Annotated in this window: 19 protein-coding genes and 5 tRNA genes; 19 read left to right on the top strand and 5 right to left on the bottom strand. The window is 42.2% G+C overall.

What is annotated here, in order from left to right; genetic code table 11:
* Positions 1 to 31 precede the first annotated feature (31 nt).
* From ACO4R2_RS04925 to ACO4R2_RS04915, 3 genes are read left to right on the top strand one after another with little or no spacing between them, the layout of a single operon-like run.
* The gene (locus tag ACO4R2_RS04925; RefSeq protein ID WP_484769402.1) at positions 32 to 1,036 is read left to right on the top strand and encodes a vWA domain-containing protein; all 1,005 of its coding nucleotides are present in this window, start codon (positions 32 to 34) and stop codon (positions 1,034 to 1,036) included.
* 24 nt (positions 1,037 to 1,060) lie between these two features.
* Positions 1,061 to 2,077, top strand: coding sequence for a VWA domain-containing protein (locus ACO4R2_RS04920; protein WP_347719454.1), 1,017 nt, complete (start codon positions 1,061 to 1,063; stop codon positions 2,075 to 2,077).
* Between the two features lie 4 nt (positions 2,078 to 2,081).
* Positions 2,082 to 2,777 (top strand): tetratricopeptide repeat protein, encoded by a 696-nt coding sequence (locus ACO4R2_RS04915; RefSeq protein ID WP_311490892.1) that lies wholly within the window; start codon positions 2,082 to 2,084, stop codon positions 2,775 to 2,777.
* Positions 2,778 to 3,359: 582 nt separating this feature from the next.
* On the opposite strand, the gene ACO4R2_RS04910 is transcribed toward ACO4R2_RS04915, so the two are convergent.
* Positions 3,360 to 4,406 carry a diacylglycerol/lipid kinase family protein gene (locus tag ACO4R2_RS04910; protein WP_484769401.1) on the bottom strand — a complete coding sequence of 349 codons (1,047 nt, stop codon included), beginning with the start codon at positions 4,404 to 4,406 and terminating at the stop codon, positions 3,360 to 3,362.
* 192 nt (positions 4,407 to 4,598) lie between these two features.
* On the opposite strand from ACO4R2_RS04910, the gene spt reads away from it, so the two are divergent.
* Positions 4,599 to 5,786, top strand: a complete 1,188-nt coding sequence (spt, locus tag ACO4R2_RS04905) for a serine palmitoyltransferase (RefSeq protein ID WP_311491050.1) — start codon at positions 4,599 to 4,601, stop codon at positions 5,784 to 5,786.
* Between the two features lie 89 nt (positions 5,787 to 5,875).
* Here spt and ACO4R2_RS04900 read toward each other — a convergent pair whose 3' ends face one another.
* Both ACO4R2_RS04900 and ACO4R2_RS04895 read right to left on the bottom strand, forming a co-directional pair.
* A complete protein-coding gene (locus ACO4R2_RS04900) occupies positions 5,876 to 6,448 on the bottom strand; it encodes a chromate transporter (RefSeq protein WP_311491051.1) in 573 nt (190 codons plus the stop codon).
* Positions 6,445 to 6,990 carry a chromate transporter gene (locus ACO4R2_RS04895; RefSeq protein ID WP_311491066.1) on the bottom strand — a complete coding sequence of 182 codons (546 nt, stop codon included), beginning with the start codon at positions 6,988 to 6,990 and terminating at the stop codon, positions 6,445 to 6,447. Before ACO4R2_RS04895 ends, ACO4R2_RS04900 begins: the two co-directional genes overlap by 4 nt.
* A gap of 401 nt (positions 6,991 to 7,391) precedes the next feature.
* Here ACO4R2_RS04895 and ACO4R2_RS04890 point away from each other — a divergent pair.
* The 6 genes from ACO4R2_RS04890 (at position 7,392) to ACO4R2_RS04865 (ending at position 8,661) form a co-directional block, all read left to right on the top strand.
* Positions 7,392 to 7,464 (top strand) — tRNA-Gly (locus ACO4R2_RS04890).
* 27 nt (positions 7,465 to 7,491) lie between these two features.
* A tRNA-Leu gene (locus ACO4R2_RS04885) sits at positions 7,492 to 7,574 on the top strand.
* A 31-nt stretch (positions 7,575 to 7,605) separates the two neighbouring features.
* Positions 7,606 to 7,688, top strand: a tRNA-Leu gene (locus ACO4R2_RS04880).
* Positions 7,689 to 7,720: 32 nt separating this feature from the next.
* A tRNA-Gly gene (locus ACO4R2_RS04875) sits at positions 7,721 to 7,793 on the top strand.
* Between the two features lie 92 nt (positions 7,794 to 7,885).
* On the top strand, positions 7,886 to 8,530 hold the full coding sequence (locus ACO4R2_RS04870) for a hypothetical protein (protein WP_315090198.1): 645 nt from the start codon (positions 7,886 to 7,888) through the stop codon (positions 8,528 to 8,530).
* Between the two features lie 56 nt (positions 8,531 to 8,586).
* A tRNA-Arg gene (locus tag ACO4R2_RS04865) sits at positions 8,587 to 8,661 on the top strand.
* A 509-nt stretch (positions 8,662 to 9,170) separates the two neighbouring features.
* Here ACO4R2_RS04865 and rpsA read toward each other — a convergent pair.
* Positions 9,171 to 10,943, bottom strand: a complete 1,773-nt coding sequence (rpsA, locus tag ACO4R2_RS04860) for a 30S ribosomal protein S1 (protein WP_315090196.1) — start codon at positions 10,941 to 10,943, stop codon at positions 9,171 to 9,173.
* Between the two features lie 233 nt (positions 10,944 to 11,176).
* Here rpsA and ACO4R2_RS04855 point away from each other — a divergent pair, with 233 nt between their 5' ends.
* The 8 genes from ACO4R2_RS04855 to ACO4R2_RS04820 all read left to right on the top strand — a co-directional run bounded on the left by ACO4R2_RS04855 (position 11,177) and on the right by ACO4R2_RS04820 (position 21,274).
* A complete protein-coding gene (locus ACO4R2_RS04855; protein WP_311491054.1) occupies positions 11,177 to 11,674 on the top strand; it encodes a hypothetical protein in 498 nt (165 codons plus the stop codon).
* A gap of 11 nt (positions 11,675 to 11,685) precedes the next feature.
* Positions 11,686 to 12,294 carry a riboflavin synthase gene (locus ACO4R2_RS04850; protein WP_347719449.1) on the top strand — a complete coding sequence of 203 codons (609 nt, stop codon included), beginning with the start codon at positions 11,686 to 11,688 and terminating at the stop codon, positions 12,292 to 12,294.
* Complete coding sequence (nth, locus tag ACO4R2_RS04845; RefSeq protein ID WP_484769400.1) at positions 12,294 to 12,941, top strand: endonuclease III; 648 nt, start codon at positions 12,294 to 12,296, stop codon at positions 12,939 to 12,941. The genes ACO4R2_RS04850 and nth overlap by 1 nt, the downstream gene beginning before the upstream one ends.
* Before the next feature lie 67 nt (positions 12,942 to 13,008).
* A complete protein-coding gene (locus tag ACO4R2_RS04840; RefSeq protein ID WP_484769399.1) occupies positions 13,009 to 14,259 on the top strand; it encodes a phosphoglycerate kinase in 1,251 nt (416 codons plus the stop codon).
* Positions 14,260 to 15,066: 807 nt separating this feature from the next.
* Positions 15,067 to 15,918 (top strand): ABC transporter substrate-binding protein, encoded by an 852-nt coding sequence (locus tag ACO4R2_RS04835; RefSeq protein ID WP_484769398.1) that lies wholly within the window; start codon positions 15,067 to 15,069, stop codon positions 15,916 to 15,918.
* A 29-nt stretch (positions 15,919 to 15,947) separates the two neighbouring features.
* Complete coding sequence (locus ACO4R2_RS04830; protein WP_484769397.1) at positions 15,948 to 18,050, top strand: tetratricopeptide repeat protein; 2,103 nt, start codon at positions 15,948 to 15,950, stop codon at positions 18,048 to 18,050.
* A gap of 66 nt (positions 18,051 to 18,116) precedes the next feature.
* Positions 18,117 to 19,484, top strand: coding sequence for a hypothetical protein (locus tag ACO4R2_RS04825; protein ID WP_484769396.1), 1,368 nt, complete (start codon positions 18,117 to 18,119; stop codon positions 19,482 to 19,484).
* A gap of 29 nt (positions 19,485 to 19,513) precedes the next feature.
* On the top strand, positions 19,514 to 21,274 hold the full coding sequence (locus ACO4R2_RS04820) for a DUF4091 domain-containing protein (protein WP_484769395.1): 1,761 nt from the start codon (positions 19,514 to 19,516) through the stop codon (positions 21,272 to 21,274).
* 200 nt (positions 21,275 to 21,474) lie between these two features.
* Here the strand turns inward: ACO4R2_RS04820 and ACO4R2_RS04815 are convergent, their stop codons facing one another.
* Complete coding sequence (locus tag ACO4R2_RS04815) at positions 21,475 to 22,410, bottom strand: calcium/sodium antiporter (protein WP_484769394.1); 936 nt, start codon at positions 22,408 to 22,410, stop codon at positions 21,475 to 21,477.
* A gap of 224 nt (positions 22,411 to 22,634) precedes the next feature.
* Between ACO4R2_RS04815 and ACO4R2_RS04810 the strand changes: the two genes are divergently transcribed.
* A complete protein-coding gene (locus ACO4R2_RS04810; RefSeq protein ID WP_484769393.1) occupies positions 22,635 to 23,603 on the top strand; it encodes a transporter in 969 nt (322 codons plus the stop codon).
* The last annotated feature ends 194 nt before the right edge of the window (positions 23,604 to 23,797 follow it).

Genomic DNA, 23,797 nt, shown 5'->3' with positions numbered 1-23,797 from the left:
TCTATTAACTTCTAAGTAAAACGATAGAACAATGACTTTTGAAAGTCCATTATATTTCCTCTTTCTTTTGTTGCTAATACCTTTTGTGGCTTGGCATTTTCTCTTTCGTGAACGGCGTCAGCCATCGCTGCTTTTCTCTTCAACGGAGTTTATGACAGATATACCACAAACATTGCGCGTACGTCTGCGACACGTTCCGTTCTTTCTTCGTGTCATTGCCTTCACGGCATTGGTTGTAGCCCTAGCTCGACCACAAACTAATACTTCTTTGAGCACGAAGGAAACAGAGGGAATCGATATTATGATGGCTATGGATATCTCTACAAGCATGCTTACGCCCGATTTGCAGCCCAACCGACTAGAAGCCGCAAAACAAGTGGCTTATGAGTTTATCAACAATCGCCCCAACGATAATATAGGTTTGACGCTCTTTGGTGGAGAAGCTTTTACACAATGCCCACTGACCACCGACCATACTGCACTCTTGGGTATGTTCCAAAATGTGAACTGTAACCTTCAGGCGCAAGGCGTTATTAGCGAAGGAACAGCCATTGGGATGGGGATCGCCTCCGCTGCAGCCCATTTGGAAAAAAGCAAAGCTCCCAGCAAAGTCATTATTCTCTTGACAGACGGAGAAAATAATGCTGGTGAGATCTCTCCTCTAACAGCTGCGGATATGGCTAAGAAATTGGGAATCCGTATTTACACTATTCTTCTGGGCTCTTCTACAACTACGCAGCAAGCCGTTGCTACACTGCCCAATGGAGAAACATATACCGCTCCTATCGAAACATCTTCAGATCCGTCAACGCTAAAAGAGATAGCTCAATCCACAGGTGGTATTTTTTATCAAGCTGGCAGCAAGCAAAAACTTCGCGACATTTATAAAGATATAGATCAGTTGGAGAAAACAAAACTGAAAGTTGCCAACTATGATCGCCACTATGAAGCCTACCAGTTGTTTGCTTTCATTGCTTGTGTGAGCCTCTTATTGGAGATTTTATTGCGTATCACTTGGTTTAGACGTATTCCATGAGTAAAATTTTAAAGTGAAAGTATCGTGTTTCATTTTGCAAATCCTGAATATTTATATGGACTAATAGTCCTTCCGCTACTTGTCCTCTTGTATATATACACCTCTTTCCAACGTGTCAATAAAGAGCTGCGTTGGGGCAGTCGGAAAATGTTAAAGTCTTTGGTTCCTGGCATCTCTGCTTGGCGTCCTCTGACAAAGTTTACCTTGCTTCTCTCGGCCTTGGCGTTGTGCTTTGTGATGCTTGCTCGTCCGCAGCTGGGAGCGCGGCAGATAACAAAGGAAAAATCGGGTATTGAGGTTGCCTTTATGCTCGATATTTCTAACTCGATGCTTGCTGAGGACGTGCACCCCAATCGTTTGGAACGAGTAAAACTACTTGTTTCTACGATGATAGATAGAATGCAAAACGATAAGGTTTCGCTGGGTGTCTTCGCTGGAGAAGCTTATCCGCAATTACCTATTACGAGTGACTACGCTTCGGCAAAAGTTTTTCTCAATACCATCTCTACAGATATGGTTACTTCCCAAGGTACCAATATAGGTGCGGCCATACGTTTAGCTGATAAAAGTTTTACAGATGCAAAGAATGTGGGAAAGGCTATTATCTTAATCACTGATGGCGAAGACCATGAAGGGGGAGCTGTTGAGGCTGCACAAGAGGCTGCTAAAGAGGGACGACAAGTTTTTGTCTTAGGAGTAGGCTCAACAGAGGGAGCGCAGATTCCTACGTCTGAAGGACCTCTGCAAGATGAAAATGGACAACCTGTTATCACGCGTCTAAATGAGGATATGTGTAAGGAGCTAGCGAAGGCTGGTAGTGGACAGTATTTTCATATAGATAATACGAGCAATGCCCAAACACAGTTGCAACATGAGCTGGATCAAATGCAACACGCACCACTAAAAGACACAGAAACGGCCTACAATGAGCAGTTTCAGGCTGTGGGGCTTATCGTCTTATTTTTATTGATAATGGAATTTTTTATGTTTGAGACGCAGAATCCTTGGATTGATCGTCTGCATATCTTTAGAAAGAAGTAGTAGTATGAAAAAAAGTTTTTTATTTTTCCTGCTGTTGATGTGTACTGTTTCAATCTATGCTCAAACAGAAGATTGGAAACAAATCCATATAGGGAATAGAGCGTTTCGTTCAGGACGTTACGATGCTGCCGAGGTGGCTTATCGCAAAGCTTTATTGCAGTCGCCCAATAATGCACGTGCCTATTTTAATCTTGGAGATACTTATATGGCCAAGAAAAATCCCGATGCTGCCATGCAACAATTCAAGTTGGCCACTCGCTACGAGAAAAATCCTCGTATCAAGAGTATGGCTTTCCACAATATGGGGTATATCAATCAGCGAGCAGCTTTGACAGCGTCAGTTGATCAGAGACAGCAATTGCTCCTACAAGCCATTGATAACTATAAAGATGCTTTGCGCCAAAATCCTGATAACGAACAATCCCGCTATAACCTTGCTCTTTGCCAAAAGCAACTCAAGAAAAATAAGGATTCGAACAAGCAGAACAACAAAAAACAAAAAGATAACAACCAGCAGCAAAAACAACAGCAAAAACAGCAACAGAATTCCCAAAATCAGAAATCGTCTAATCAACAACAGCAGCAAAGCGATCAACAAGTACAACAACTCCTTAATTTGGCGCGACAGTCGGAAGAACAGGCTAAAGAGAAGGTGAATAAGGCTCTGCCAAAGCACAGGAGTAAGAGAAATAATTGGTAGATGACAGACTGTAATATGGTGGAATATTTCGACTTTCTTTCTTGATTTTACATTATCCTTTTTCTTGAGTGTCCTTTGAGCTATATAGGTTTGTTTAATTTGACAAAACATTTCTTTGTTTCAGAGAAAATTATGAGGAGGAAACAATGGAAAGTGATGGATAAGAGGCAAAATTGTATTACTTTTTTGCAGCGTATCTTAATTTTGTAGAAACAAAATCAGCAATAATGCAGAAATAGCGTGAATTGTACATGCTTTTTAGTTTGAGAATTTCTTTTTCTCTTTATTCTATTTGAGAATACAATAAGGATGTCAGCCGACATCCTTATTACGCTTGAAAATCCCCTTATTGTATTTCTCGAAAGCCCTTGAGAAATTGTAAAAATCCCTATTTTTGTGTCACTCTAAATTTGCTTCCTTTTCAGCTGTAGATAGCTGTCCTGAGTTTTAAGCTATTCTTGAGTCAGTAAAATAAGAAATATGTTTGCAAAATAAAAGAAAGGCCACAAGGAAAAATATTTATTCCTTCGTGACCCTTAGAGAGTAAAGATGCGCTCAGTTCTTTGCGTAAATAAACGGAACTTACAACTTTTTGAGTTTGTTGAGAATGTTCCGGTTGAGGCGCTTGATGCCCACTTGTTGTTTCCTCAACACTCTTTGTTGCGATACCCACCATTCGTCTACATCTTCCATGAGCAGTTGGAAAAGTTTTTTCTTGGGAGTATGCGCCTCTGGATTTACAATGATATTAAACTGCTGAGGAACGAGTTTTACATCGATGGTATTGCTCATTGATAGCGGGTCTCCATCGCAGTGGGCAGCACCTTCCGAGGTACGCGAAATGCGAATGTGGGATGATTGGAACATTTTGATGTGACTGTTCTTTAACAGGCTCTTGTTAAAGAGTTGAATAGCGATTTGCGGAGCTTCGAGTGCACTAAACGGCTCAATAATGATGATATCCATCAATCCATCCTTCATAGATGCTTGCGGAGCTATGTATGCATTATTTCCATATTGTGAAGCATTGGCGCAAGCTATGAGGAATGCTTGATATATATGAGGCTGATTGTCGGAAGAAGTAGGGGAGAGGTCCTCAATAGTGTATATTTCGGGCTTATAACTGAGGCTTTCTCTCAATACGTTTTCTATATATGTAATAGGACCACGACGTCCGCTTTCTGCAAAGCGTTTGCTGATGACCGCATCGAAGCCAACGCCACAAGTGCAGAAGAAAGGATGATTATTGATGAGCCCATAATCAAGACAATGTACTACATTCTGGTTGATGATCTTGATGGCATTAACGGAGTTCATCGGAATTTGCAGATGGCGAGCAAGTCCGTTTCCTGAGCCACAAGGAATAATACCTAGCGCAGATGGTGTGCCTACAATGGAACGGGCTACTTCGTTGATCGTGCCATCTCCCCCCACGGCAACAATAGCTTCTATGCCAATTTCTGCCGCGGCTTTTGCAATTTCTGCCGCATGACCTGCATATTCTGTCTTTTTTATTTCAAAATCGAAAGTATTTGTGTCTGTATACTTTTCGATATCGCAGATGATGTTTGCCTTTTTCCCATTTCCTGAAATGGGGTTGACAATATATAGGAGCTTTTTTTTACTCATTGTGCTTTTTATTCGTGGTGCGAAGATAAAAAGAATATATGGGAAAATAAAATATAGCTAAAGCCTTAACTTCTGGAGTGATTAACGATTGCCCAAAAATCAAAAAAATGTGTTATAGCCCTACCTATTAGAGATTAAATTCATATCTTTGCGGCCGAAATTACCAAAAGTAAAAATACACAAATAATTGATATGAGTATTTTAGACGAGAGATTGGCCAAGTATACTTTGCCTCAAGAGTGTATGGAAAAGGGAATCTATCCTTACTTCCGAGAAATTGAAGGCAAGCAGGGTACTGAAGTCGAGATGGGTGGACACAAAGTCTTGATGTTTGGCTCTAATGCGTATACAGGTCTTACCGGCGATGATCGTGTAATTGAAGCAGGCGTAGCAGCCATGCGTAAATATGGTTCTGGCTGCGCTGGTTCCCGCTTTCTGAATGGAACGTTGGATATTCACGTTCAGTTGGAAAAGGAGCTTGCTGAATATGTTGGTAAAGATGAAGCTCTATGCTTTGCTACGGGATTCACGGTTAATTCTGGCGTTATACCTCAATTAGTAGGGCGTGAAGACTATATTATTTGTGATGATAGAGATCACGCTTCAATCGTTGATGGTCGCCGTTTGAGTTTTGCAACTTGCTTGAAGTATAAACATAATGATATGGAAGACTTGGAGCGTCAGCTACAGAAGTGCTCGCCCAAGTCTGTGAAACTTATCGTTGTGGATGGGGTGTTCTCTATGGAAGGCGATTTGTGTAATCTTCCAGAAATCGTGAAACTCAAGCACAAATATGATGCTACAATTATGGTTGATGAGGCACATGGCTTAGGTGTCTTTGGTCGTCAGGGGCGTGGTGTTTGTGATTACTTTGGTTTGACGGATGAAGTGGACCTTATTATGGGAACATTTAGTAAGTCACTTGCAAGTATCGGTGGTTTTATCGCTGCTGATAAGACTATCATTAACTGGTTGCGTCACAATGCTCGTACTTATATCTTTAGTGCTTCTGCTACTCCTGCTGCAACAGCTTGTGCGCGTGAAGCTATTCGTATTCTGAAAAGTGAACCAGAACGTTTGGCACATCTGTGGGAAGTGACAAACTATGCACTGAAGCGTTTTCGCGAAGAAGGTTTTGAGATTGGCGATACACAATCTCCAATTATTCCCCTCTATGTGCGTGATGTGGAAAAGACCTTCTTGGTTACAGCTAAAGCATTTGAAGAAGGTGTTTTCATAAACCCTGTGATTCCTCCTGCGTGTGCGCCGCAAGATACTCTTGTACGTTTCGCTTTGATGGCGAATCATACCATAGAAGAAGTGGACCGTGGAGTGAAAATTTTGGCTAAAGTCTTCAAAGAACTCGATATTATTAAATAGTTAGGAGAACTACTATTTAAATAAGAACGAGAGAGGCACGGATGGATTTCGTGCCTCTCTCGTTCTTTTATTTGTTCAGTAAATTCTACTTAATAGAATATTAATCCGATTATACCGCAGATGAATAGAATGAGTATAGGATTTACTTTCTTGACGTTTGTGGCAAAGAATGCCGCAGCAAAAATGATGATACTCAAACCAAAAATATAAGGTGTGTTCGACGGTGAACCAAAATTGTCAGGTGTCATCAACAAAAGTGCTGCTGCAGCAATGAGTCCAATAATGGTGGGGCGAAGTGTCTTGAAGACATCTTTCACTTCTTGCGAGTCTTTGTGAGAAATTAAGTATTTGCTAACGCAGATCATAAGGATAAATGAAAGCCACATCACAGCAACAGAACACATTACAGCACTGCAAACAGCAGCCCAATGTGGATAGCCAGCATTGATAATGGCAGTGTAACCTACATAAGTAGCGGCATTGATACCGATAGGGCCAGGTGTGCTTTGACTTATGGCAACAATGTCCGTGAATTCTGCATTTGTCAACCAATGGTTTTTGACCACCGTTTCATTCTGGATAAGTGACAACATAGCATAGCCGCCGCCAAAATTAAAGATGCCTATCTTAGAGAAGACATAAAATAGTTTTAGAAATATCATGGCCTTTGTTCTTTATGTTTATTGTATTGTCCCCAGAGATATCCGCCAATGCCAGCCGCTAAAATAATCCAAATGGGAGAGACACCCATTAGCCAAATTAGTAGACAACTCACAAGTGGTATCCAAGAGGTACTCCATGTTATGTTCGCTGTTTTTGCCATCTTAAAGCAAGGAGCAGCAATCAGAGCGACTACAGCAGGACGTACTCCGCAGAAAAATTTGTTTACATAGATATTGTCCTTGAAGTTTTGAAAGAACATGGCTATCAAAGTAATGATGATAATGGATGGGAGTGCCATCCCCATTGCTCCAACAATACCGCCCCAGATGCCTTTTAGTTTATATCCAATATGACTAGCGATGTCTATACTAAAGATGCCCGGAGTGGTTTGGGCTACTACCATAATGTCCATAAATTCCTGTTTATCCATCCATTGGTGCTTATCGACAAATTCACGTTCCATAATAGGAATCATAGCATATCCTCCACCCAAAGTGAAAGCTCCAATCTTACTACAAGATAAGAAAAATTTAAATAACATCTCAATACTTTTTAATTCTCTCTGCAAAGTTACATCTTTTGAATGAGTTGCTAGAATCTTTCTTTTTTCTTGAGTAAAGATCCGAAGGATAAAACTTAATTCTTGATATACCTCAATAGGTACTTGGCCGATAGAGATAGCTTTATCTAGTATGCCTAAATATGATTATATCGGATTTGGGGAATTCTGCTGTAAGATTATGCTTATTTCTCCTACTCCTATTAGCAGTCCGTTTTCTAGTTTTTACTAGAAAACTGCTTTGTGAACATTGCAAACAAAGCATAACTGAGAAAATGTTTCACATTTCACATGATTTTTTTGTGATAGTCCTTGCAGGTTTAAGAAATTGTTGTACCTTTGCATCGCATTTGAGAGGAATGCCTGCTGAAAAGCAGAAAAATGCGGCAATAGCTCAGTTGGTAGAGCGCAACCTTGCCAAGGTTGAGGTCGCGGGTCCGAGCCCCGTTTGCCGCTCTCTTTTTTGAACAGATGATCTGCTATGCCCAGGTGGCGGAATGGTAGACGCGCTAGTTTCAGGTACTAGTGACAGCAATGTTGTGCAGGTTCGAGTCCTGTTCTGGGCACTACCCATGTTGATCATCAAGAAATCTATTTGGAGAGGTGGCGGAATTGGTAGACGCGCTACTTTGAGGGGGTAGTGACATTATGTCGTGGGAGTTCGAGTCTCCTCCTCTTCACTAGATGCTTTCAGTTAAGTACTGAAGGTTTTGCGGCAATAGCTCAGTTGGTAGAGCGCAACCTTGCCAAGGTTGAGGTCGCGGGTCCGAGCCCCGTTTGCCGCTCTCTTTTCTATTATAACTTACATGGGTTAAACCAAGTTTGTTATGATAGATTTTTTTTACATATTAGACAGCTCTGCTTATAACCGCAAAAAATGAACATTTACGCAAGGTTTTTCGATCAAGACATTCTTGTACATTCTGTTGACGAGGTAATAGATTTTCTTCAAAATATTCCAGATGTTGTAATATCTCAAGAACTGGTGGACGATATTCATCGTTATGTAGAAAGCGATATGCCATATCCAAAACGTTATAAGATTCGCCCGCGAGTTTATTTTATCTTAATAAAGACAACGGCTGAAACAATGGAGGAGTTTAAGTCCAATCGTAAACAGCAAGTAATACCAGCACCTGTTCAAGCAGAGTTGTTGAATCGTAAAGACTATAAAGTTTCGCTCTTAGCAACTCAGAATTTTGGTTGGTATCATTGTTCCCTTACCTTTAAACGTGTAACATTGATTCCTGGGACTAATAAATTTCAGTATCAAGATACTCCGTTTGAGGCTCTTATTAAGGCAAATAATGGTCAGGAGTGTTATAATAGAATGATGGAATATCTGAAGGGTCGTCAAGATATTGATATGCGCAGTCAGTTTCCTTCTGCCAAAGGTTCTAGTTTTCAGTTTGAATTCATAGGAGATACTTTAGTTGGAGATACTCCAGAAACAGCATTAAAAGAGGATTCTGTATCAACAGAGGAACCTGAAATAGCTGAGACTGGAACGGGCGAAGCGTAAATTTGTAAAATCGTTTTGCAGACACTAATTAAATTATTACTTTTGTACTCGCTAATGGTTCCGTAGCTCAGTTGGATTAGAGCAACGCTCTTCTAAAGCGTGGGTCATGGGTTCGAATCCCATCGGAATCACAAAATAGGATGCCTATATTTAGGTATCCTATTTTGTTTTGGTGAGTTATGAAAGTGGGCAGTATTAAGATGTATCGTTAGAAATATCTTTTTCTATTAATTTCTGACTTTCTCCTGACTCTCTTCTGATTTTTCAACCGTACTCTATTATTATTTTATTTCGTTTCTATAAAATACGTCAAGATTAAAAAGAGGAGCAGTTGTTTTTAGTTGCGAAAAGAGCCGTAATCGAAGTTGACAAAGAGGTTCTAAAGAGCTGCGCTATATGTAGTGACGTAGCAAGGAGTGCCGAATAGACCTTGCATGCGACACGACGATGCTGAGGATAGACACTTTAATGAGGGCGTGCAGCGAACGCTTAAGCGCTTATAAGGAACAAAAAATAACTTTTATTGGTAGGAGGATATTGGGTTGATTGTATGAAGAAAAGATATAGGAGATGAATCATAAAAAAGTAGGTATGTCTAAGAAGACACACCTACTTAATAGTGGTTTTATTTAGTGGAAGTTTACTTACCTTCCATCTGTGCTTTCAGAGCTGCGAGAGCATCGTTATCACCGAGGCTGTTTGTTGCAACTTGGTTTTGAACGTTTGTGCCAGCAGTTTCTTTCTTAGCAGCTGTGCGACGAGGACGGCGTTCCTCTGCTGCGCCCTCTTCGAAGGTGCGGCTGTGAGAGAGGATTACACGCTTGCTATCCTTGTTGAATTCAATTACCTTGAAGTCGAGAGTTTCGCCTTCTTGAGCCTTGCTGCCATCTTCCTTCTGGAGGTGTTTCGGAGTTACGAAACCTTCAACACCATCTTCGAGAGATACAACTGCGCCTTTATCCATGAGCTGAGTGATAGTGCCTTTGTGTACGCTACCAACACTGTATTTCTGTTCGAATACATCCCAAGGATTCTCTTCGAGCTGCTTGTGACCGAGGCTCAGACGGCGGCTGTCCTTGTCAATTTCGAGAACAACAACGTCCATTTCTGCACCGAGCTGTGTGAATTCTGAGGGGTGTTTAACCTTCTTGGTCCAGCTGAGGTCAGAGATGTGAACGAGACCGTCAACACCTTCTTCAAGCTCAACGAATACGCCGAAGTTTGTGAAGTTGCGAACCTTACCTGTGTGCTTACTGCCAACGGGGAATTTCTCTTCGATGTTCTTCCAAGGATCGTCTTTAAGCTGCTTGATGCCGAGAGACATCTTGCGTTCCTGACGGTCGAGCGTGAGGATAACTGCGTCAACCTCATCACCAACTTTGAGGAATTCTTGTGCACTGCGTAAGTGCTGGCTCCAAGACATTTCGCTAACGTGGATAAGGCCTTCAACACCAGGAGCAATCTCAACGAATGCACCATAGTCTGCCATAACAACAACCTTGCCGTGAACCTTGTCACCAACTTTGAGGTCAGCATCAAGAGCATCCCATGGATGCGGAGTGAGCTGCTTCAAACCGAGTGCGATACGCTTCTTCTCTTCATCGAAGTCGAGAATTACAACGTTCAACTTCTGGTCGAGTTCGACAACCTCGTGCGGATCATTTACGCGACCCCAAGAGAGGTCTGTGATGTGGATGAGACCATCAACACCGCCCAAATCGATGAATACACCATAAGTGGTGATGTTCTTAACAGTACCTTCGAGTACCTGGCCTTTTTGCAGCTTGCTGATGATTTCTTGCTTCTGCTGTTCGAGTTCTGCCTCGATGAGAGCCTTGTGGCTTACAACAACATTGCGGTATTCTTGGTTGATCTTAACAACTTGGAATTCCATTGTCTTTCCAACGAATACGTCGTAGTCGCGGATGGGCTTAACATCAATCTGGCTACCAGGAAGGAATGCTTCGATACCAAATACATCAACAATCATACCACCCTTAGTGCGGCACTTGATGTAGCCCTTGATGATTTCTTTGTTTTCAAGAGCAGCGTTAACGCGATCCCAAGCTTTGCTCAGACGAGCTTTCTTATGAGAAAGCACCAATTGGCCACGCTTGTCTTCTTGATTTTCGATGTAAACTTCAACAGAGTCACCTACTTTCAGGTCGGGGTTGTAACGGAATTCGCTCACAGGAACGATACCATCACTCTTGAAGCCGATACTAACAACGACTTCGCGCTTGTTAATAGAGATGACCTTACCTTCAACAACATCGTTGTCGTTTACCTTACCGAGGGTCTGAGTGTAGGCCTTCTCGTCTTGTTCTTTGCTCTGGCTTGTTGCTACAGCACCTGATTCGAATGAATCCCAATCAAAGCCGTCGAGCGGCTGAACATTTTTAAAATCTGCCATAAATTTTTTGGTAGTTGTTTTGCGGATGGCGGCCGAAAGTCTGTTGCTTTCTGTTGCCCCACATCCATTAATAGTTAAACATGTGAACTTGTGGCTCTTTCGAGTCGGGCGCGAAGTTACACTTTCCTCTTTGAACAACAAACTCTTATGTTTGTTTTTTGCAAAGAAAGCTTGTATTTTTGCCTGTATTATGGAAAATGCGTAATTTAGCAGCAGAAATTTATAAAAAACTTATGCGGAAATCATTCTTTTATATTGTAGCACTCACATTGCTTACTGCTGTGGGGTGCGTAGGTAATAAGACAGATCAGGGGGCTGATAAATCCAAAGCCAAGGATAGTGATACTATTGTGGTTGATAGTACTCTTTATGGTAAGGTGGCTCTTGATGAGATGGGAGGTGAAACCTTTGCTTTCTTACCCGATTCTCAGAGCACAGTTCTTACTCTGGATCGTGGCGACAATAATATCTTTGGTGACTATGAAGGTAGCCACGAAAACGATCGTTGGGCACTCACTATAAATAAAAAAGGAACTCCTGACGCCTCAGTAGCTCAAGCCATCAATGTTACTCAAGTGCGTGAGTTTACACGTGCTTTCCACATTGTGAATGGACAATTAGTATTAGATGATAGTACGTTTGTTCAAGTTCTTAGTATGGATGATGACAGTCTTGTTTTCAAAGATTTGAAAACAGGTAAGAGAGATAGATTTTACAGATCAGCAGAATAATAACAAAGCCTATGTTTAGTGGTATTGTAGAGACTACGGCACGTGTCGTAGCTATAAAACGTGAAAATACGAACATTCATTTCACTTTTGAATGTCCGTTTGGTGATGAATTAGGCATTGATCAAAGTGTCGCCCATAATGGTGTTTGCCTAACTGTGGTAAGCAGAGAAGGAAAGCAGTATGTTGTGACAGCTATGGATGAAACTTTGAAGCGTTCCAATTTAGGCGTTCTTAAAGAAGGTGATGAAGTCAACGTAGAACGTTCTATGATGATGAACGGTCGCCTAGATGGACATATCGTTCAAGGACATGTTGACGAAACTGCTGTTTGCACAAAAGTGGAGAATATGGATGGAAGCTACTTCTTTACTTTCGAATATGCTGCCAATCCAGAAATGGCTCGTAGAGGCTATTTTTGCGTTGACAAAGGCAGTGTTACAGTCAATGGTGTGAGCCTGACAGTGTGCAATCCTACTGACAATTCGTTTCAGGTGAGTATCATTCCTTACACTTATGAGCATACAAACTTCCACGCTATAGAAGAGGGAACAAAAGTTAATATTGAATTTGATATTATCGGCAAGTATATCGCCCGTCTACAGCATTTCGAGGAAAAATAATGAAGAAAATAGATTTATTCCGTGAAGTCTTGGCTTATTTAGCCCCGATTCACGGCAATGTTGAAACGGAGTTGCATTTTCAAACTCCGTTTCAATTGCTTGTAGCAACGGTTCTTTCAGCACAATGTACCGACAAGCGGGTGAATATGGTAACTCCCGCTCTTTTTGAATCGTTTCCAACACCTGTAGAGATGTCGCAAGCCACCCCCGGAGCCATTTTTGAGTATATTCGTTCTGTTAGCTATCCCAATGCTAAAGCCAAACATTTGGTGGAACTTGCAAAAATGTTGGTAGAAAAGTATCAAGGGGAAGTACCTCAGACATTAGAACAACTCACAAAACTTCCAGGTGTTGGTAGAAAAACAGCCAATGTGGTTTTGGCTGTGGCCTTTGGTCAGGCAGCTCTGGCCGTTGATACGCATATCTATAGGGTAGCCCATCGTTTAGGCTTAGTCCCCGCCAGTGCCAATACTCCTTATAAGGTTGAGATGGCTCTGCGTAAGTTTATCCCCGAGGAGGATGTGGCACACAGTCATTTTTGGCTGCTTCTTCATGGACGATATACATGTACAGCTTTGCGCCCAAAATGCGAACAGTGTGGCCTATCACATCTCTGTAAAGGTCCTATCAAAGCGAAAGCAAAGTAAGCGTTTTGTGGTTTCATTGTTTTGCAGTATCTTCGCGCACAAATCTTTTCATCTAAAAAATAACAATATGACAATCGACAATTGCGATTTCAAAGGTAAGAAAGTCATCGTTCGCGTAGACTTCAATGTGCCTCTTGACGAGAATGGTAAAATCACTGATGATACTCGTATCCGCGGAGCTTTGCCCACGCTGAAGAAAGTATTGGCAGACGGTGGTGCACTCATTATCATGAGCCACATGGGCAAGCCCAAAGGCACAGTAAATCCCAAATTCTCTCTCGGTCAGATCACAGAGGCCGTTAGTGCAGCTCTCGGCGCTCCTGTTCAGTTTGCTCCCGACTGTGCAAAGGCTCAGGATGCAGCTGCCGCCTTGCAGCCTGGTGATGTACTCCTGTTGGAGAACCTCCGCTTCTATCCTGAAGAAGAAGGTAAACCTGTAGGTATCGACAAGGCTGATCCTGCTTACGACGAAGCTAAGAAAGAAATGAAGGCTCGCCAGAAGGAGTTTGCAAAGACCCTTGCATCTTATGCTGACTACTATGTGATGGACGCTTTCGGTACTGCTCACCGCAAACACGCTTCTACTGCTGTTATTGCAGACTACTTCGATGCTGACCACAAGATGCTCGGCTATCTGATGGAAAAAGAAGTTGCAGCTGTTGATGCTGTCTTGAGCGACATCAAGCGCCCCTTCACTGCCATCATGGGTGGTTCTAAGGTTTCCACAAAGATTGGAATTATCGAAAACCTTCTTGGTAAGGTTGACAATCTGATTCTCTGCGGTGGTATGACTTATACATTCGCAAAGGCTATGGGTGGAAAAATTGGTAAGTCCATTTGTGAGGACGATAAACTCGATGTTGCACTCAACGTGATGAAGCAAGCAAAGGAAAAAGGTGTAAACCTGATTCTCGGTACAGATTGCATTGCTGCCGATGACTTTAAGAACGATGCTAACACTCAGGTTTGTCTCAGCAATGATATTCCCGAAGGATGGGAAGGTATGGATGCTGGTCCCGCAACTCGTGAGAGTTTTGCTGCTGCCATTAAGAGTGCAAAGACAATCCTTTGGAATGGCCCTGCAGGTGTGTTTGAGTTCGACAATTTCGCTGGCGGTTCTCGCGCTATTGCTGATGCTATCGCTGAAGCTACTGCAAATGGTGCTTTCTCACTTATTGGTGGTGGCGACTCTGTAGCTTGCATCAACAAGTTTGGTATGGCTGACAAGGTAAGCTATATTTCTACTGGCGGTGGTGCCCTGCTCGAAGCTATCGAAGGTAAGGCTCTTCCTGGAATTGTGGCTATCAAAGGCGAATAAAAAAGATCTGTTTTCGCTCACTTGGCGGAAACAAATAAATTTCATGCAAGCAGTTGCTACTCCTCATTGAGTAGTAACTGCTTTTCTATTTGTTTTTTCTAAAACATTAAAGATCGTGCGCAAGAGAAAAAGATAAATCTTTTTTCTTTGCTCCACTTTTAATAGTAGCTTTTTGATTTGTAAAAATATTTCTTAATCTATGGTGTCGAGAATCGTTTGAAATCCAACTTTATTATCTGTGTGCGGAAATAACGCAGATATGACACGGTACAAAATAGGTCTATTTTGAATTTCTCAAGGAGGAATTTTATTTTCTATACTACAAATTTTATTTTCTATACTACAAATTTTATTTTCTCCTTGACAAATTAAAAATACAATAAAGAAAATCTCAATTGCAATAAGCCTGTCAGCTGACATCTTTATTGTATTCTTGGATGGAATAAGGAGAAAAACGTGCTTTTACTTAACTTCTAGTGGTACGAAAGAGAAAAATCGATATAAATCCCTTCTTTTGTTGCGCTTTTTTGAGTTCAGTTTTACAAGAACTATCTTCGGCGTGTTCAATTTAAAGCTGTTTAACATTTAGGTTGTGGAAATGGTTTGTCAAATAAAACGGCTGTTTTTCGTATGGATTCTATTCCTCATAAGTAGGAATCTAAAAGTGCTTATACGCATACTCTTCAGTGGTAAGAAATGGAGGTCGTTAGCTCTTCTTGTTCTGCTCATAAATTGAGAGGAGGCGTGAGATGATAGTCGCCCATATTTTTTTATTATCTTTGTCATCCAAAGAAAAAAAGTGTTTTCATGCGAAAGATTCCTTTGATTTTATTGTCCTTAGGGCTTTTGATGGCGTGTAACCAGAAGAAGGAGAATGCGACCCCATCAGTTGTTTCTGGAAACGAGGATATCCGATTGGCTGTTCTTCCTATAGTAGACTGTTTACCTTTCTATTATGCGGAGAAAATGGGACTCTACGATAGTTTGGGACTCCATTTGAAATTGTGCCCTTTCGAAGCTCAGAATGATTGTGATACAGCGTTGTTGGGTGGAAGCGTTGATGGTTCCTTCATGGACGCCGAACGTTTGGCTTTTCATCAGAAACGAGGCGTAACATTCGTTCAAGAAATGCAAACAGAAGGGGATTGGGCATTGCTCAGTTCGGGAACGTTGCGCATCAAAAAGATGAAAGATTTAGACAATAGAGTTTTAGGACTACCACAACGTACAACAGAGAATCTCCTCGCCGATCAAGCTCTTCGACAAGCAGGTATGAAACCAACTGCGCTGGTACGTGTTCAAGTGAATAGTTATAGAACGTGTGCTTCTATGCTGGAAAATAATCAGTTGGATGCTGCCGTGTTGCCCGAACCTTTTGCTACGGAAGCTCGCCTATTAGGTGCGCGCCAAATGTATGAAGCTCGAGGAGCAGAGAAAAGTAGGGGAATGATTGTCTTTCGTTCCAAATATATTGCAGATAAGTCGCACGCGAAATATTTGGAGCTTTTGCGCCGTGGTTATAACCAAGCCGTTGACAGTTTGAATCGGCATGGTGTGAAATGTTGCCTGCCCATTCTGCTCAATCACTATAAGATTTCTCAGCAAGTGGCAGACTCTTTGCATTTGCCCCATTATTCACACGTTCGCGCAACTAAATAATCGCTGCGCTTTTTAGAAAAAAGAATAAGATGGATGCTAAAACTTTTCAGGTTCTATATGACGATGCCGTGAAGGCTATCATGAGCGAGCAACTCTCTGATGCCTTATCAGCACTCAAAGGTCTTGCCGTCAACCTCCAGTTTCCTGCTGATAGTTGGCAGGCAATGATGATTCCAGATGCTCTTCAGCAGCTGACAGAAAACTATCGAATGCTGTTGCACTATTGGGAAAAGGGTGTGGATGATCCAGCACGTAAAACCATGCACCAGCAATTTCTTCGACAAGCTTCGGAAATTGCTGACAATTATTATTTCGCGCAATTATTGGAAGAAGATAATTCCTACTTTTCTTCCGTGTGGAAGCGGACACATGAAAGAGCTTCTGTAGCGAGTAGCTTGTCTGAACAGTTTGAAGCTACCTATGCTAGCGCTCCTTGGGGAAAGGAAGAATCTCAAATGCAACGTCAGCGATTTACTGATGCGACAAATTCTATCGAAGAGCAACAAACTATGGCTGCAGCCTTGTTTCTGTCGACTTTGGAAGTATTCGATCTGAATAAATTGCAAATTTTGTTGGAAGGATCTGTTTCTGCTCCTCCAAAAGTGCGTGCACGTTGCATCGTTGGTGCTTTGCTCCTACTGATTAAATATGCCGGTCGCTTGCGTTTCTACCCTGAATTGGAGGCACAGCTAACACTTTTGCAAGATGATGCTGCTTTTGTTGATGCTCTTCATAAAGTTCAGGCGCAGTTGTTTCTGAGTATTCAGACACAGCAGGACAATAAAAAGATGCGTGAGGATATTATGCCCGAATTGCTCAAGGCAGCTCACAAACTGAAAGACCTTACCAAGGGTGATCTTTCAAACTTGGCAGAAATCAATGAGGCACATCTCAATCCCGAATGGGATGCTGACGGCGAGAAATCGAAAATCAGCAAAAAGATGCATGAATTCTTAGAAATGCAGCAACGTGGTAGCGATACTTTCTATACTACATTTGCACAGATCTCTCGGCAACAAGCTTTCTTTAATGATGCTGCCAACTGGTTTATGCCTTTCAGCTATTCGAATCCTGTTTTTGGCTCGCGCGGTGAGGCTTATTCTTCTATGGATGCCGTTTTTAACAATAGGCCCGTTTGCGACACGGAGAAATACTGTATGGTATTCATGCTTCAAAGTCTTACCGATGAGCAACTGCATAACTTGGGCGATGGAGTCCGTAAAATGAGCGATATTCCTGAAGAACTGATGGGCACTTTCGACTCGGGCGAAGAAGAATTGCAGCAGCAAATTCGTTTCTACCTGCAAGATCTTTATCGTTTCTTCCATCTTTTCCGTTTTCGCAATGAGCACAACAATCCTTTCAAGTTGGACTTGAGTTTAATTTCTTATGCTCATTTACGTCCGTTCTTCTCTTCTGCGCCCATTGCTTTGCAGTTTGCCAATTCTTGCTTTAGAGAAGAGCTCTGGAAAGAGGCTCTTACATTCTTTATGGTCATTCCTCCTGAGCAACGCACAGCTTCTGTGTGGGAGAAAATGGGATATGCTGAAGAGCTTTGGGGATTTGTTTCAGAAGCCGTAGAATACTATGAGGAAGCTCTCCGCTTACATCCTGATTCAGTATGGACACTTCGGCAACTGGGCCGACTCAATGTGGCAGCAGGCAACTATGAGGAGGCCCTCGACTACTACGAACGTTTGGAAGCCTTGTGTCCAGAAGATGTCGATTTGCTCTTGCGTATCGGGGAATGTTATATGTCTTTGCATCAGCCAAAGTTGGCATTCAGCGTGCTTTATAAGGCGGACTATTTGCAGCCCGACGGGAAAGCCTTGCGTGCACTGGCTTGGTGCTCTCTACTTTCGGGTAATCTGGAACAGGCAGAAACATACTATGCCAAGATTCTTGCGCTCAATCCATCAGCTTCTGACTATTTCAATGCGGGACACTCTGCGTGGTTGAACCACAATATTGCTGAAGCAGTTCATCGTTATCAGGCTTCTGCCGAAAGTCGCAAACTGGATTTCGTGCCTTCTGATTTCTTTGACGATGATGCTTGGCTGTTAAAAGAGCATGGCGTGACACGTAACGAGCTTTTGCTAATGCGTGATGCGATAAATAATAAAATAAACTAAAGAATCTTTGGCGTAGCCTGTTATTGTTTGCCGTCAGTTTCTTGTTCTTGTAAAATGAAGTATAAAATGAAAAATTTTAAGTATTCCATTCAGATGCAATCGCTTCAAAAAGTTCTGCGCCTAGGTGTTGCTATAGGTTTGTTCTTGCTTTTTATGCCGCTTTCTGCCCAACGTCGGGCCATTACAAAATACTTTCTTCAATCTTTTCAAGGAAAGGAAACGCTCTTCCCAATGTCGAAGCCGCTCAAAGCAGACCAACTTGAAACAGCGCGGCAAGAAGTGTGGGATTGTTGGCTTAAGGCTAATGCTCAAGATTCTCCACAACTCATCCCGCTTACTACGCTTTCTGAGCAGACACACGGACAATGGGTTATTCCTGAGACACTTGAACCCAATGCTAAACTGAATTATTACTATGGCCGAAAAGGTGCATCGACTGATGCTCAGATTCCAGCTTTCATCTATCTCCATGGCAGTGGCCCACGAGATGCCGAATGGGCTACTGGACTGAAGTTGGCGCAAGTCTTTGCCGATGCTCCCAGCATCTATTTTATTCCTCAAATTCCTCAAGAAGGGGAGTGGTATCGTTGGTATCAGCGTTCTAAGCAGTGGTTTATGGAACGCTTGCTCCGTCAGCTTTTTCTCAATCCGCAGGTAGATGCCAATCGTCTTTATTTGATGGGAATCTCTGAGGGTGGCTATGGTAGCCAGCGTTTGGCTTCGTTCTATGCTGACTATTGGGCAGCCGTAGGCCCTATGGCAGGAGGAGAACCGCTCAAGAATGCTCCTGTTGAGAACTTGCGTAATACCCCATTTAGTTTGAGAACTGGTGCACAGGATTTTGGTTTCTATCGAAACTTGCTGACACGTTATACCCGCGAGGCTTTGGATAGTTTGGGCCGACTGAATGGCGGTGAATACCACCATTGGGTGGAACTGATTCCCAATGCAGGACACGCCATCGACTATAGGCGTACACCAACATGGCTGAAGCAATGGAGGCGCATTCCAACTCCTTCGAGAATTAGTTGGGAGGATTTTGAAATGGACGGTAGACATCGTCGCGGATTTGCCAATCTGCAAATTATTCAGCGCCCAAATGCCACAGAGCGCGCCCGTTATGAGGAAAGAATTGAGGGAAATGTGGTGGATTTGACGATACAAAATGTTCACTATCAGGCGTTAGAAAAAGATTCTCGTTGGGGCATTGAACTAAAATCGGCGCGCACCTATACGCCTGCTTCGGGAGGACATTTGATAGTCTATCTCACTGCTGAACAAGTGGATGTTACTCGTCCCGTTGTAGTGAGAGTGAATGGAGCAACTGTGTGGACGGGGCTTTGTGAACCAACCATGAGCGCGATGATCAATAGTTTGGCTTGTTTCTATGATGCTGAACGTATATATCCCTTTGCCATTGAGGTGAAATACTAAAGTGTACTTCTCAAAACCTTATTTTATTCATGAAAATCTTAAAGACATTAGGCCTTGCGTCTCTATTTTTGTGGGCTACATCTATCAGTGCGCAAGAAGGTATTTATGGGGATTATGTAGAGCCTGAAGATTCTGCTACAGTTGAAAGGACAGCCTGGGAGAAATTGCCCAATAAGTTGCAAATGAGTTGGGCCTCGCGCGATGTTCATTATGAGAAACATCAACCTCCTCTGTTTAGTGTGACAACAGATACAGTTGTTTATGCCTGGAGAGGAGAGCGCGTTGGTGTGCAGGCTGTTCTTTTTTCTCGAGAGGAAGTAGGGCCTCTTTCTTTGCGCATCTCTGGTAACAAAAGTTTGGGAGGAGCTGCGCGCTTTGTCAATTATGTTTGGACGGACAACTTTCGTGGTTGTGGTAATCACCCCACGGGATGGAATCCCTATTTAGTCCCCGATGTGATAGATTTAGAAACAACGAAGATTCTTGAGAAAGAAACGACACGCCCCGTATGGTGTACGTTTGAAATACCTCAAGCTGCAAAACCTGGCGCATATAGTATTCGTCTGGAAGTGCTCAATGTACAAAAGAAAGTAGTGGGGCACTTGAATCTAGATGTAGTGGTGCAAGAACGAATGTTACCGAAGCCCTCCGATTGGAAGTTTAATTTGAACTTTTGGATGCAACCCTACGCCGTTAGTCGCTACTATCGTGTCAGTCCGTGGAGTCAGGCTCACTTCGATGCCTTGCGCCCTTATATGCAGATGCTGGCTAAGGCAGGCCAGAAAGTGGGTACGGCCATCTTATTTTATGAGCCATGGGGAGCACAGAGTAACGATAAATTTGAACCTATGGTGTTGACTACAAAAAAAGTAGATGGGAGTTGGGCTTACGACTACACCGTCTTCGATCACTGGATTACGTTCTTGGATAGTTGTGGCATAAATGGACAGATAAACTGTTTCTCGATGGTTCCTTGGGATATGAGTTTCCGCTATATGGATGAAGCATCCCAAAAGTATGCTTACCTCAAAACTTCTACTTCTTCGACAGAATATGAGGAACTTTGGACAGACTTCCTTCGTAGTTTTGCCAAACATCTGAAAGCAAAGGGATGGTTTGAAAGAATAGTGATAGCCATGGATGAGCGCGGACTTGATGCGATGACAGACGCTTATCGTGTGGCGCAGCAAGCTGTGCCTGGTATCAAGATGGCACTAGCAGGCAATTACCATAAAGAATTGGCCGATAAGTTGTATGATTATTGTGTGGCCTATGGGCAACATTTTACGGATGCAGAACTCTCTATGCGAAATGCAAAGGGTTGGATAACGACAACTTATACAGCTTGCCCCGATTCAGAACCAAACGTTTGTTCCAATAATGGTCCGGCAGATGCGGCTTACTTGCCGATCTATTGTTTGGCTAATGGCTTTAATGGTTTCTTGCGTTGGGCTTGGATGAATTGGACAGATGCCCCTCTGCAAGATACACGTTTCCGAATGTTTACGCCGGGCGATACATATATGGTTTATCCTGGCGGTCGAAGCAGCATTCGCTTTGAACGAGTTATCGAGGGAATTCAGCAAACAGAAAAAGTCAGACTATTACGTGAGGAATATACTCAAACGGGCAAGACAATTGAGCTTCAGCGACTCAATGAGCTTGTTTCAGACTTTGCTTCAGGCACGGTATCCGCAGAAAAACCATCAAGCTTTTATGTAGAACGACTGGAAAGCCTCCTTAATGATGATATACCTCAAAAAACTTTCGGCAAAAGCATTGAACGCTGACATGGATATGTTGAATGGATAAGCAATTGTGTAGATCTACTTTGGTTATCTATAAATAAAAGGTCTCAACAATCTAAAATAGATTGTTGAGACCTTTTGTTTCTTTTGCAATATTTTTCTGAAATTTATCATTTGATTGAATTGTATTTAAGTTTTATTCAAATGAGAGCATTTCTGGCAAAGTTGATAGACAGATATTTTCAAAGAGCGGAATAAATAAGCCAACCTAAATAGAGAGTAAAAATGCCAATGAGCGTGAAGCCTTCCCAGCGTTCAATTTTGTGTTTTGTAAATGACATTGCCCACACAAGTATAATCGATAGGATAAGCATTGTGAAGTCAATGGTTGTGATACCACCCAAATCTCGCATAGGGGAAATAAAGCCAGTGATACCAAGAATGGCAAGGATATTGAAGACATTAGAACCTACAACATTACCGATGGCGATGCCACTCTGTCCCTTGCGAGCTGATATGATGGAGGTTGCGAGTTCTGGTAGTGATGTACCGCCTGCAACAATCGTCAGACCGATGATGGCATCCGATACGCCCAACTGTTCGGCAACTATGCTTGCGCCATTGACAAATAAGTTACTGCCAACAATCAAGCAGGCCAGTCCGATGATAATAAAAAGAATACTTTTCCAAAGCGCTTGTGATATTTCGCTTTTAGAATCTTCCGTTTTCCCATTACGAGCTACCTGTAACGTATAGGCAAGGAAGAGTGCAAAGCCGATAAGCAATAGCAGCGAGTCGAGGCGTGTGAGGTTACCGTCAAGGCAAACAGCGGTCAGAAGGAGTGAAGAGACGAGAGCAAAAGGAATATCTTTGACAATAGTTACTTGCGAAATAGGGATTGGAGCTACTGCTGCTGCTGCTCCCACAATGAACAAGCTATTGAAGATATTTGATCCTACGATATTACCCAAAGCTAATCCCGTACTGCCTTTTAGAGCTGAGACAACAGATGTGAATAGTTCGGGGGCACTTGTGCCCATAGCAACAATTGTTAGGCCGATGACAATTTCGGGAATGTTCATTTTTCGTGCGATGGCTGCAGCTCCGTCTGTAAACTTGTCTGCACCCCAAAGTACTGCGATGACACCAATGAGAATGTAAGCGATGCTAAGTAACATGGAAAATATAAAAAGTTATGTAAGTTATCTCTGAAGGCTACAGTGTGTAGCAATATTGCCGTAGGTCAATAAGAGAACGGCACGAGAGAGGATTATTTAAGTTTTGTAGCTGCAAATTTACTCAAACTTTCATGATGAACTGTAGTTTTTTGATGGCTTTCAAACTTAGGAGGTGTTGTGCAGGTATAAATGAGTAATTTTGTATCATTAAAAGAAATAAGAATATGAATGCTATAATATGTTTTTTGAAAAGATGGACATTACCTGTGGCAATAGCTATTGGAGCGATTGTTTATTTGCTTTTTGCTTATACTCCGAGATTGGAGCAGGCTAGTAGTTTTTTTGCTCCTATTATGAATGCCATTTTACCAATGTTTATGTTCTTGATCCTTTTTGTGACCTTCTGCAAGGTAGATTTCCGAAAGATGTTGCCATCTAAGTGGCATCTATGGATTGGAGGGCAGCAAATAATTTTCGTATTGCTTGTTGTAGGGGTAATATTGGCTTTTTCTTTAGAAGGTGAGAGCTTGATTTTGGCGGAAGGCGTACTGGCATGTATTATAGGGCCTTGTGCCTCGGCGGCTCCTGTGGTTACGGCGAAACTTGGAGGAAATTTGGAGAGTATGACGACTTACACGTTTATCTCTAATTTTATAACAGCAATACTCATTCCTTTATTTTTCCCTTTAATTGAGTCTAAGGCTACAATGGGATTTGCAACAGCATTTTTTCTTATCCTTTATAAAGTGGCACTTGTCTTGATTGTTCCTATGGGACTTTCTTATATCGTGAAAAATTTCTTTCATAGCTTCCATCGTTGGGTTATTAACGTGAAAGACTTGAGCTACTATTTATGGGCCGCATCTTTGACAATCGTGACAGGGACAACAGTGAAAAATATCTGCCACGCTCAGACTTCAGCTTCTTTTCTCCTACTTATAGCCCTATTGAGCTTGCTTCTCTGTTTCCTTCAATTTTTCATGGGGTGGCGGATAGGCGCTCGCTGTGGTAGTATCATAGAAAGCGGTCAGGCTTTGGGACAAAAAAATACTGCTTTTGCCATCTGGATTGCTTCTGTCTATCTCAATCCTCTTAGTAGTGTAGGTCCCGGTTGCTATATTTTATGGCAAAATATCATCAATAGTTTCGAGCTTTGGCAGAAAGGAAAAGAGGGAAAAATGAAGGCTAGTTGACATCAGTTAGTTCTCTTGGGGTTTATGGTTGCAACTAACTGAGATTACTGATAACCTCAATTCGGGATAAGCAGTTCTTCTTTTTCCTCAAAAAAAGTTTCAATAAAAGCCTAAAAAGAGGATTGTTTTTGTGCAATATTTTTCGGAATTTCAAACATTTCTATCTCTTTTATGTTTGCCGAGAACTAAAAAAA

It is taken from the genome of Alloprevotella sp., assembly GCF_057240785.1.
Note: the sequence above shows the minus strand (reverse complement) of the source record. Positions and strands in the feature narration are given on the sequence as shown.

Excerpts from the sequence above, each read along its gene's own strand:
- ACO4R2_RS04815 (WP_484769394.1), bottom strand. The coding sequence starts at position 22,410 with ATGTTACTTAGCATCGCTTACATTCTCATTGGTGTCATCGCAGTACTT.
- ACO4R2_RS04855 (WP_311491054.1), top strand. The coding sequence starts at position 11,177 with ATGCGGAAATCATTCTTTTATATTGTAGCACTCACATTGCTTACTGCT.
- ACO4R2_RS04810 (WP_484769393.1), top strand. The coding sequence starts at position 22,635 with ATGAATGCTATAATATGTTTTTTGAAAAGATGGACATTACCTGTGGCA.
- ACO4R2_RS04915 (WP_311490892.1), top strand. The coding sequence starts at position 2,082 with ATGAAAAAAAGTTTTTTATTTTTCCTGCTGTTGATGTGTACTGTTTCA.
- ACO4R2_RS04820 (WP_484769395.1), top strand. The coding sequence starts at position 19,514 with ATGAAAATCTTAAAGACATTAGGCCTTGCGTCTCTATTTTTGTGGGCT.
- ACO4R2_RS04925 (WP_484769402.1), top strand. The coding sequence starts at position 32 with ATGACTTTTGAAAGTCCATTATATTTCCTCTTTCTTTTGTTGCTAATA.
- spt (WP_311491050.1), top strand. The coding sequence starts at position 4,599 with ATGAGTATTTTAGACGAGAGATTGGCCAAGTATACTTTGCCTCAAGAG.
- ACO4R2_RS04870 (WP_315090198.1), top strand. The coding sequence starts at position 7,886 with ATGAACATTTACGCAAGGTTTTTCGATCAAGACATTCTTGTACATTCT.
- ACO4R2_RS04830 (WP_484769397.1), top strand. The coding sequence starts at position 15,948 with ATGGATGCTAAAACTTTTCAGGTTCTATATGACGATGCCGTGAAGGCT.
- nth (WP_484769400.1), top strand. The coding sequence starts at position 12,294 with ATGAAGAAAATAGATTTATTCCGTGAAGTCTTGGCTTATTTAGCCCCG.
- ACO4R2_RS04900 (WP_311491051.1), bottom strand. The coding sequence starts at position 6,448 with ATGATATTTCTAAAACTATTTTATGTCTTCTCTAAGATAGGCATCTTT.
- ACO4R2_RS04850 (WP_347719449.1), top strand. The coding sequence starts at position 11,686 with ATGTTTAGTGGTATTGTAGAGACTACGGCACGTGTCGTAGCTATAAAA.
- rpsA (WP_315090196.1), bottom strand. The coding sequence starts at position 10,943 with ATGGCAGATTTTAAAAATGTTCAGCCGCTCGACGGCTTTGATTGGGAT.
- ACO4R2_RS04835 (WP_484769398.1), top strand. The coding sequence starts at position 15,067 with ATGCGAAAGATTCCTTTGATTTTATTGTCCTTAGGGCTTTTGATGGCG.
- ACO4R2_RS04840 (WP_484769399.1), top strand. The coding sequence starts at position 13,009 with ATGACAATCGACAATTGCGATTTCAAAGGTAAGAAAGTCATCGTTCGC.
- ACO4R2_RS04910 (WP_484769401.1), bottom strand. The coding sequence starts at position 4,406 with ATGAGTAAAAAAAAGCTCCTATATATTGTCAACCCCATTTCAGGAAAT.
- ACO4R2_RS04895 (WP_311491066.1), bottom strand. The coding sequence starts at position 6,990 with ATGTTATTTAAATTTTTCTTATCTTGTAGTAAGATTGGAGCTTTCACT.
- ACO4R2_RS04825 (WP_484769396.1), top strand. The coding sequence starts at position 18,117 with ATGAAAAATTTTAAGTATTCCATTCAGATGCAATCGCTTCAAAAAGTT.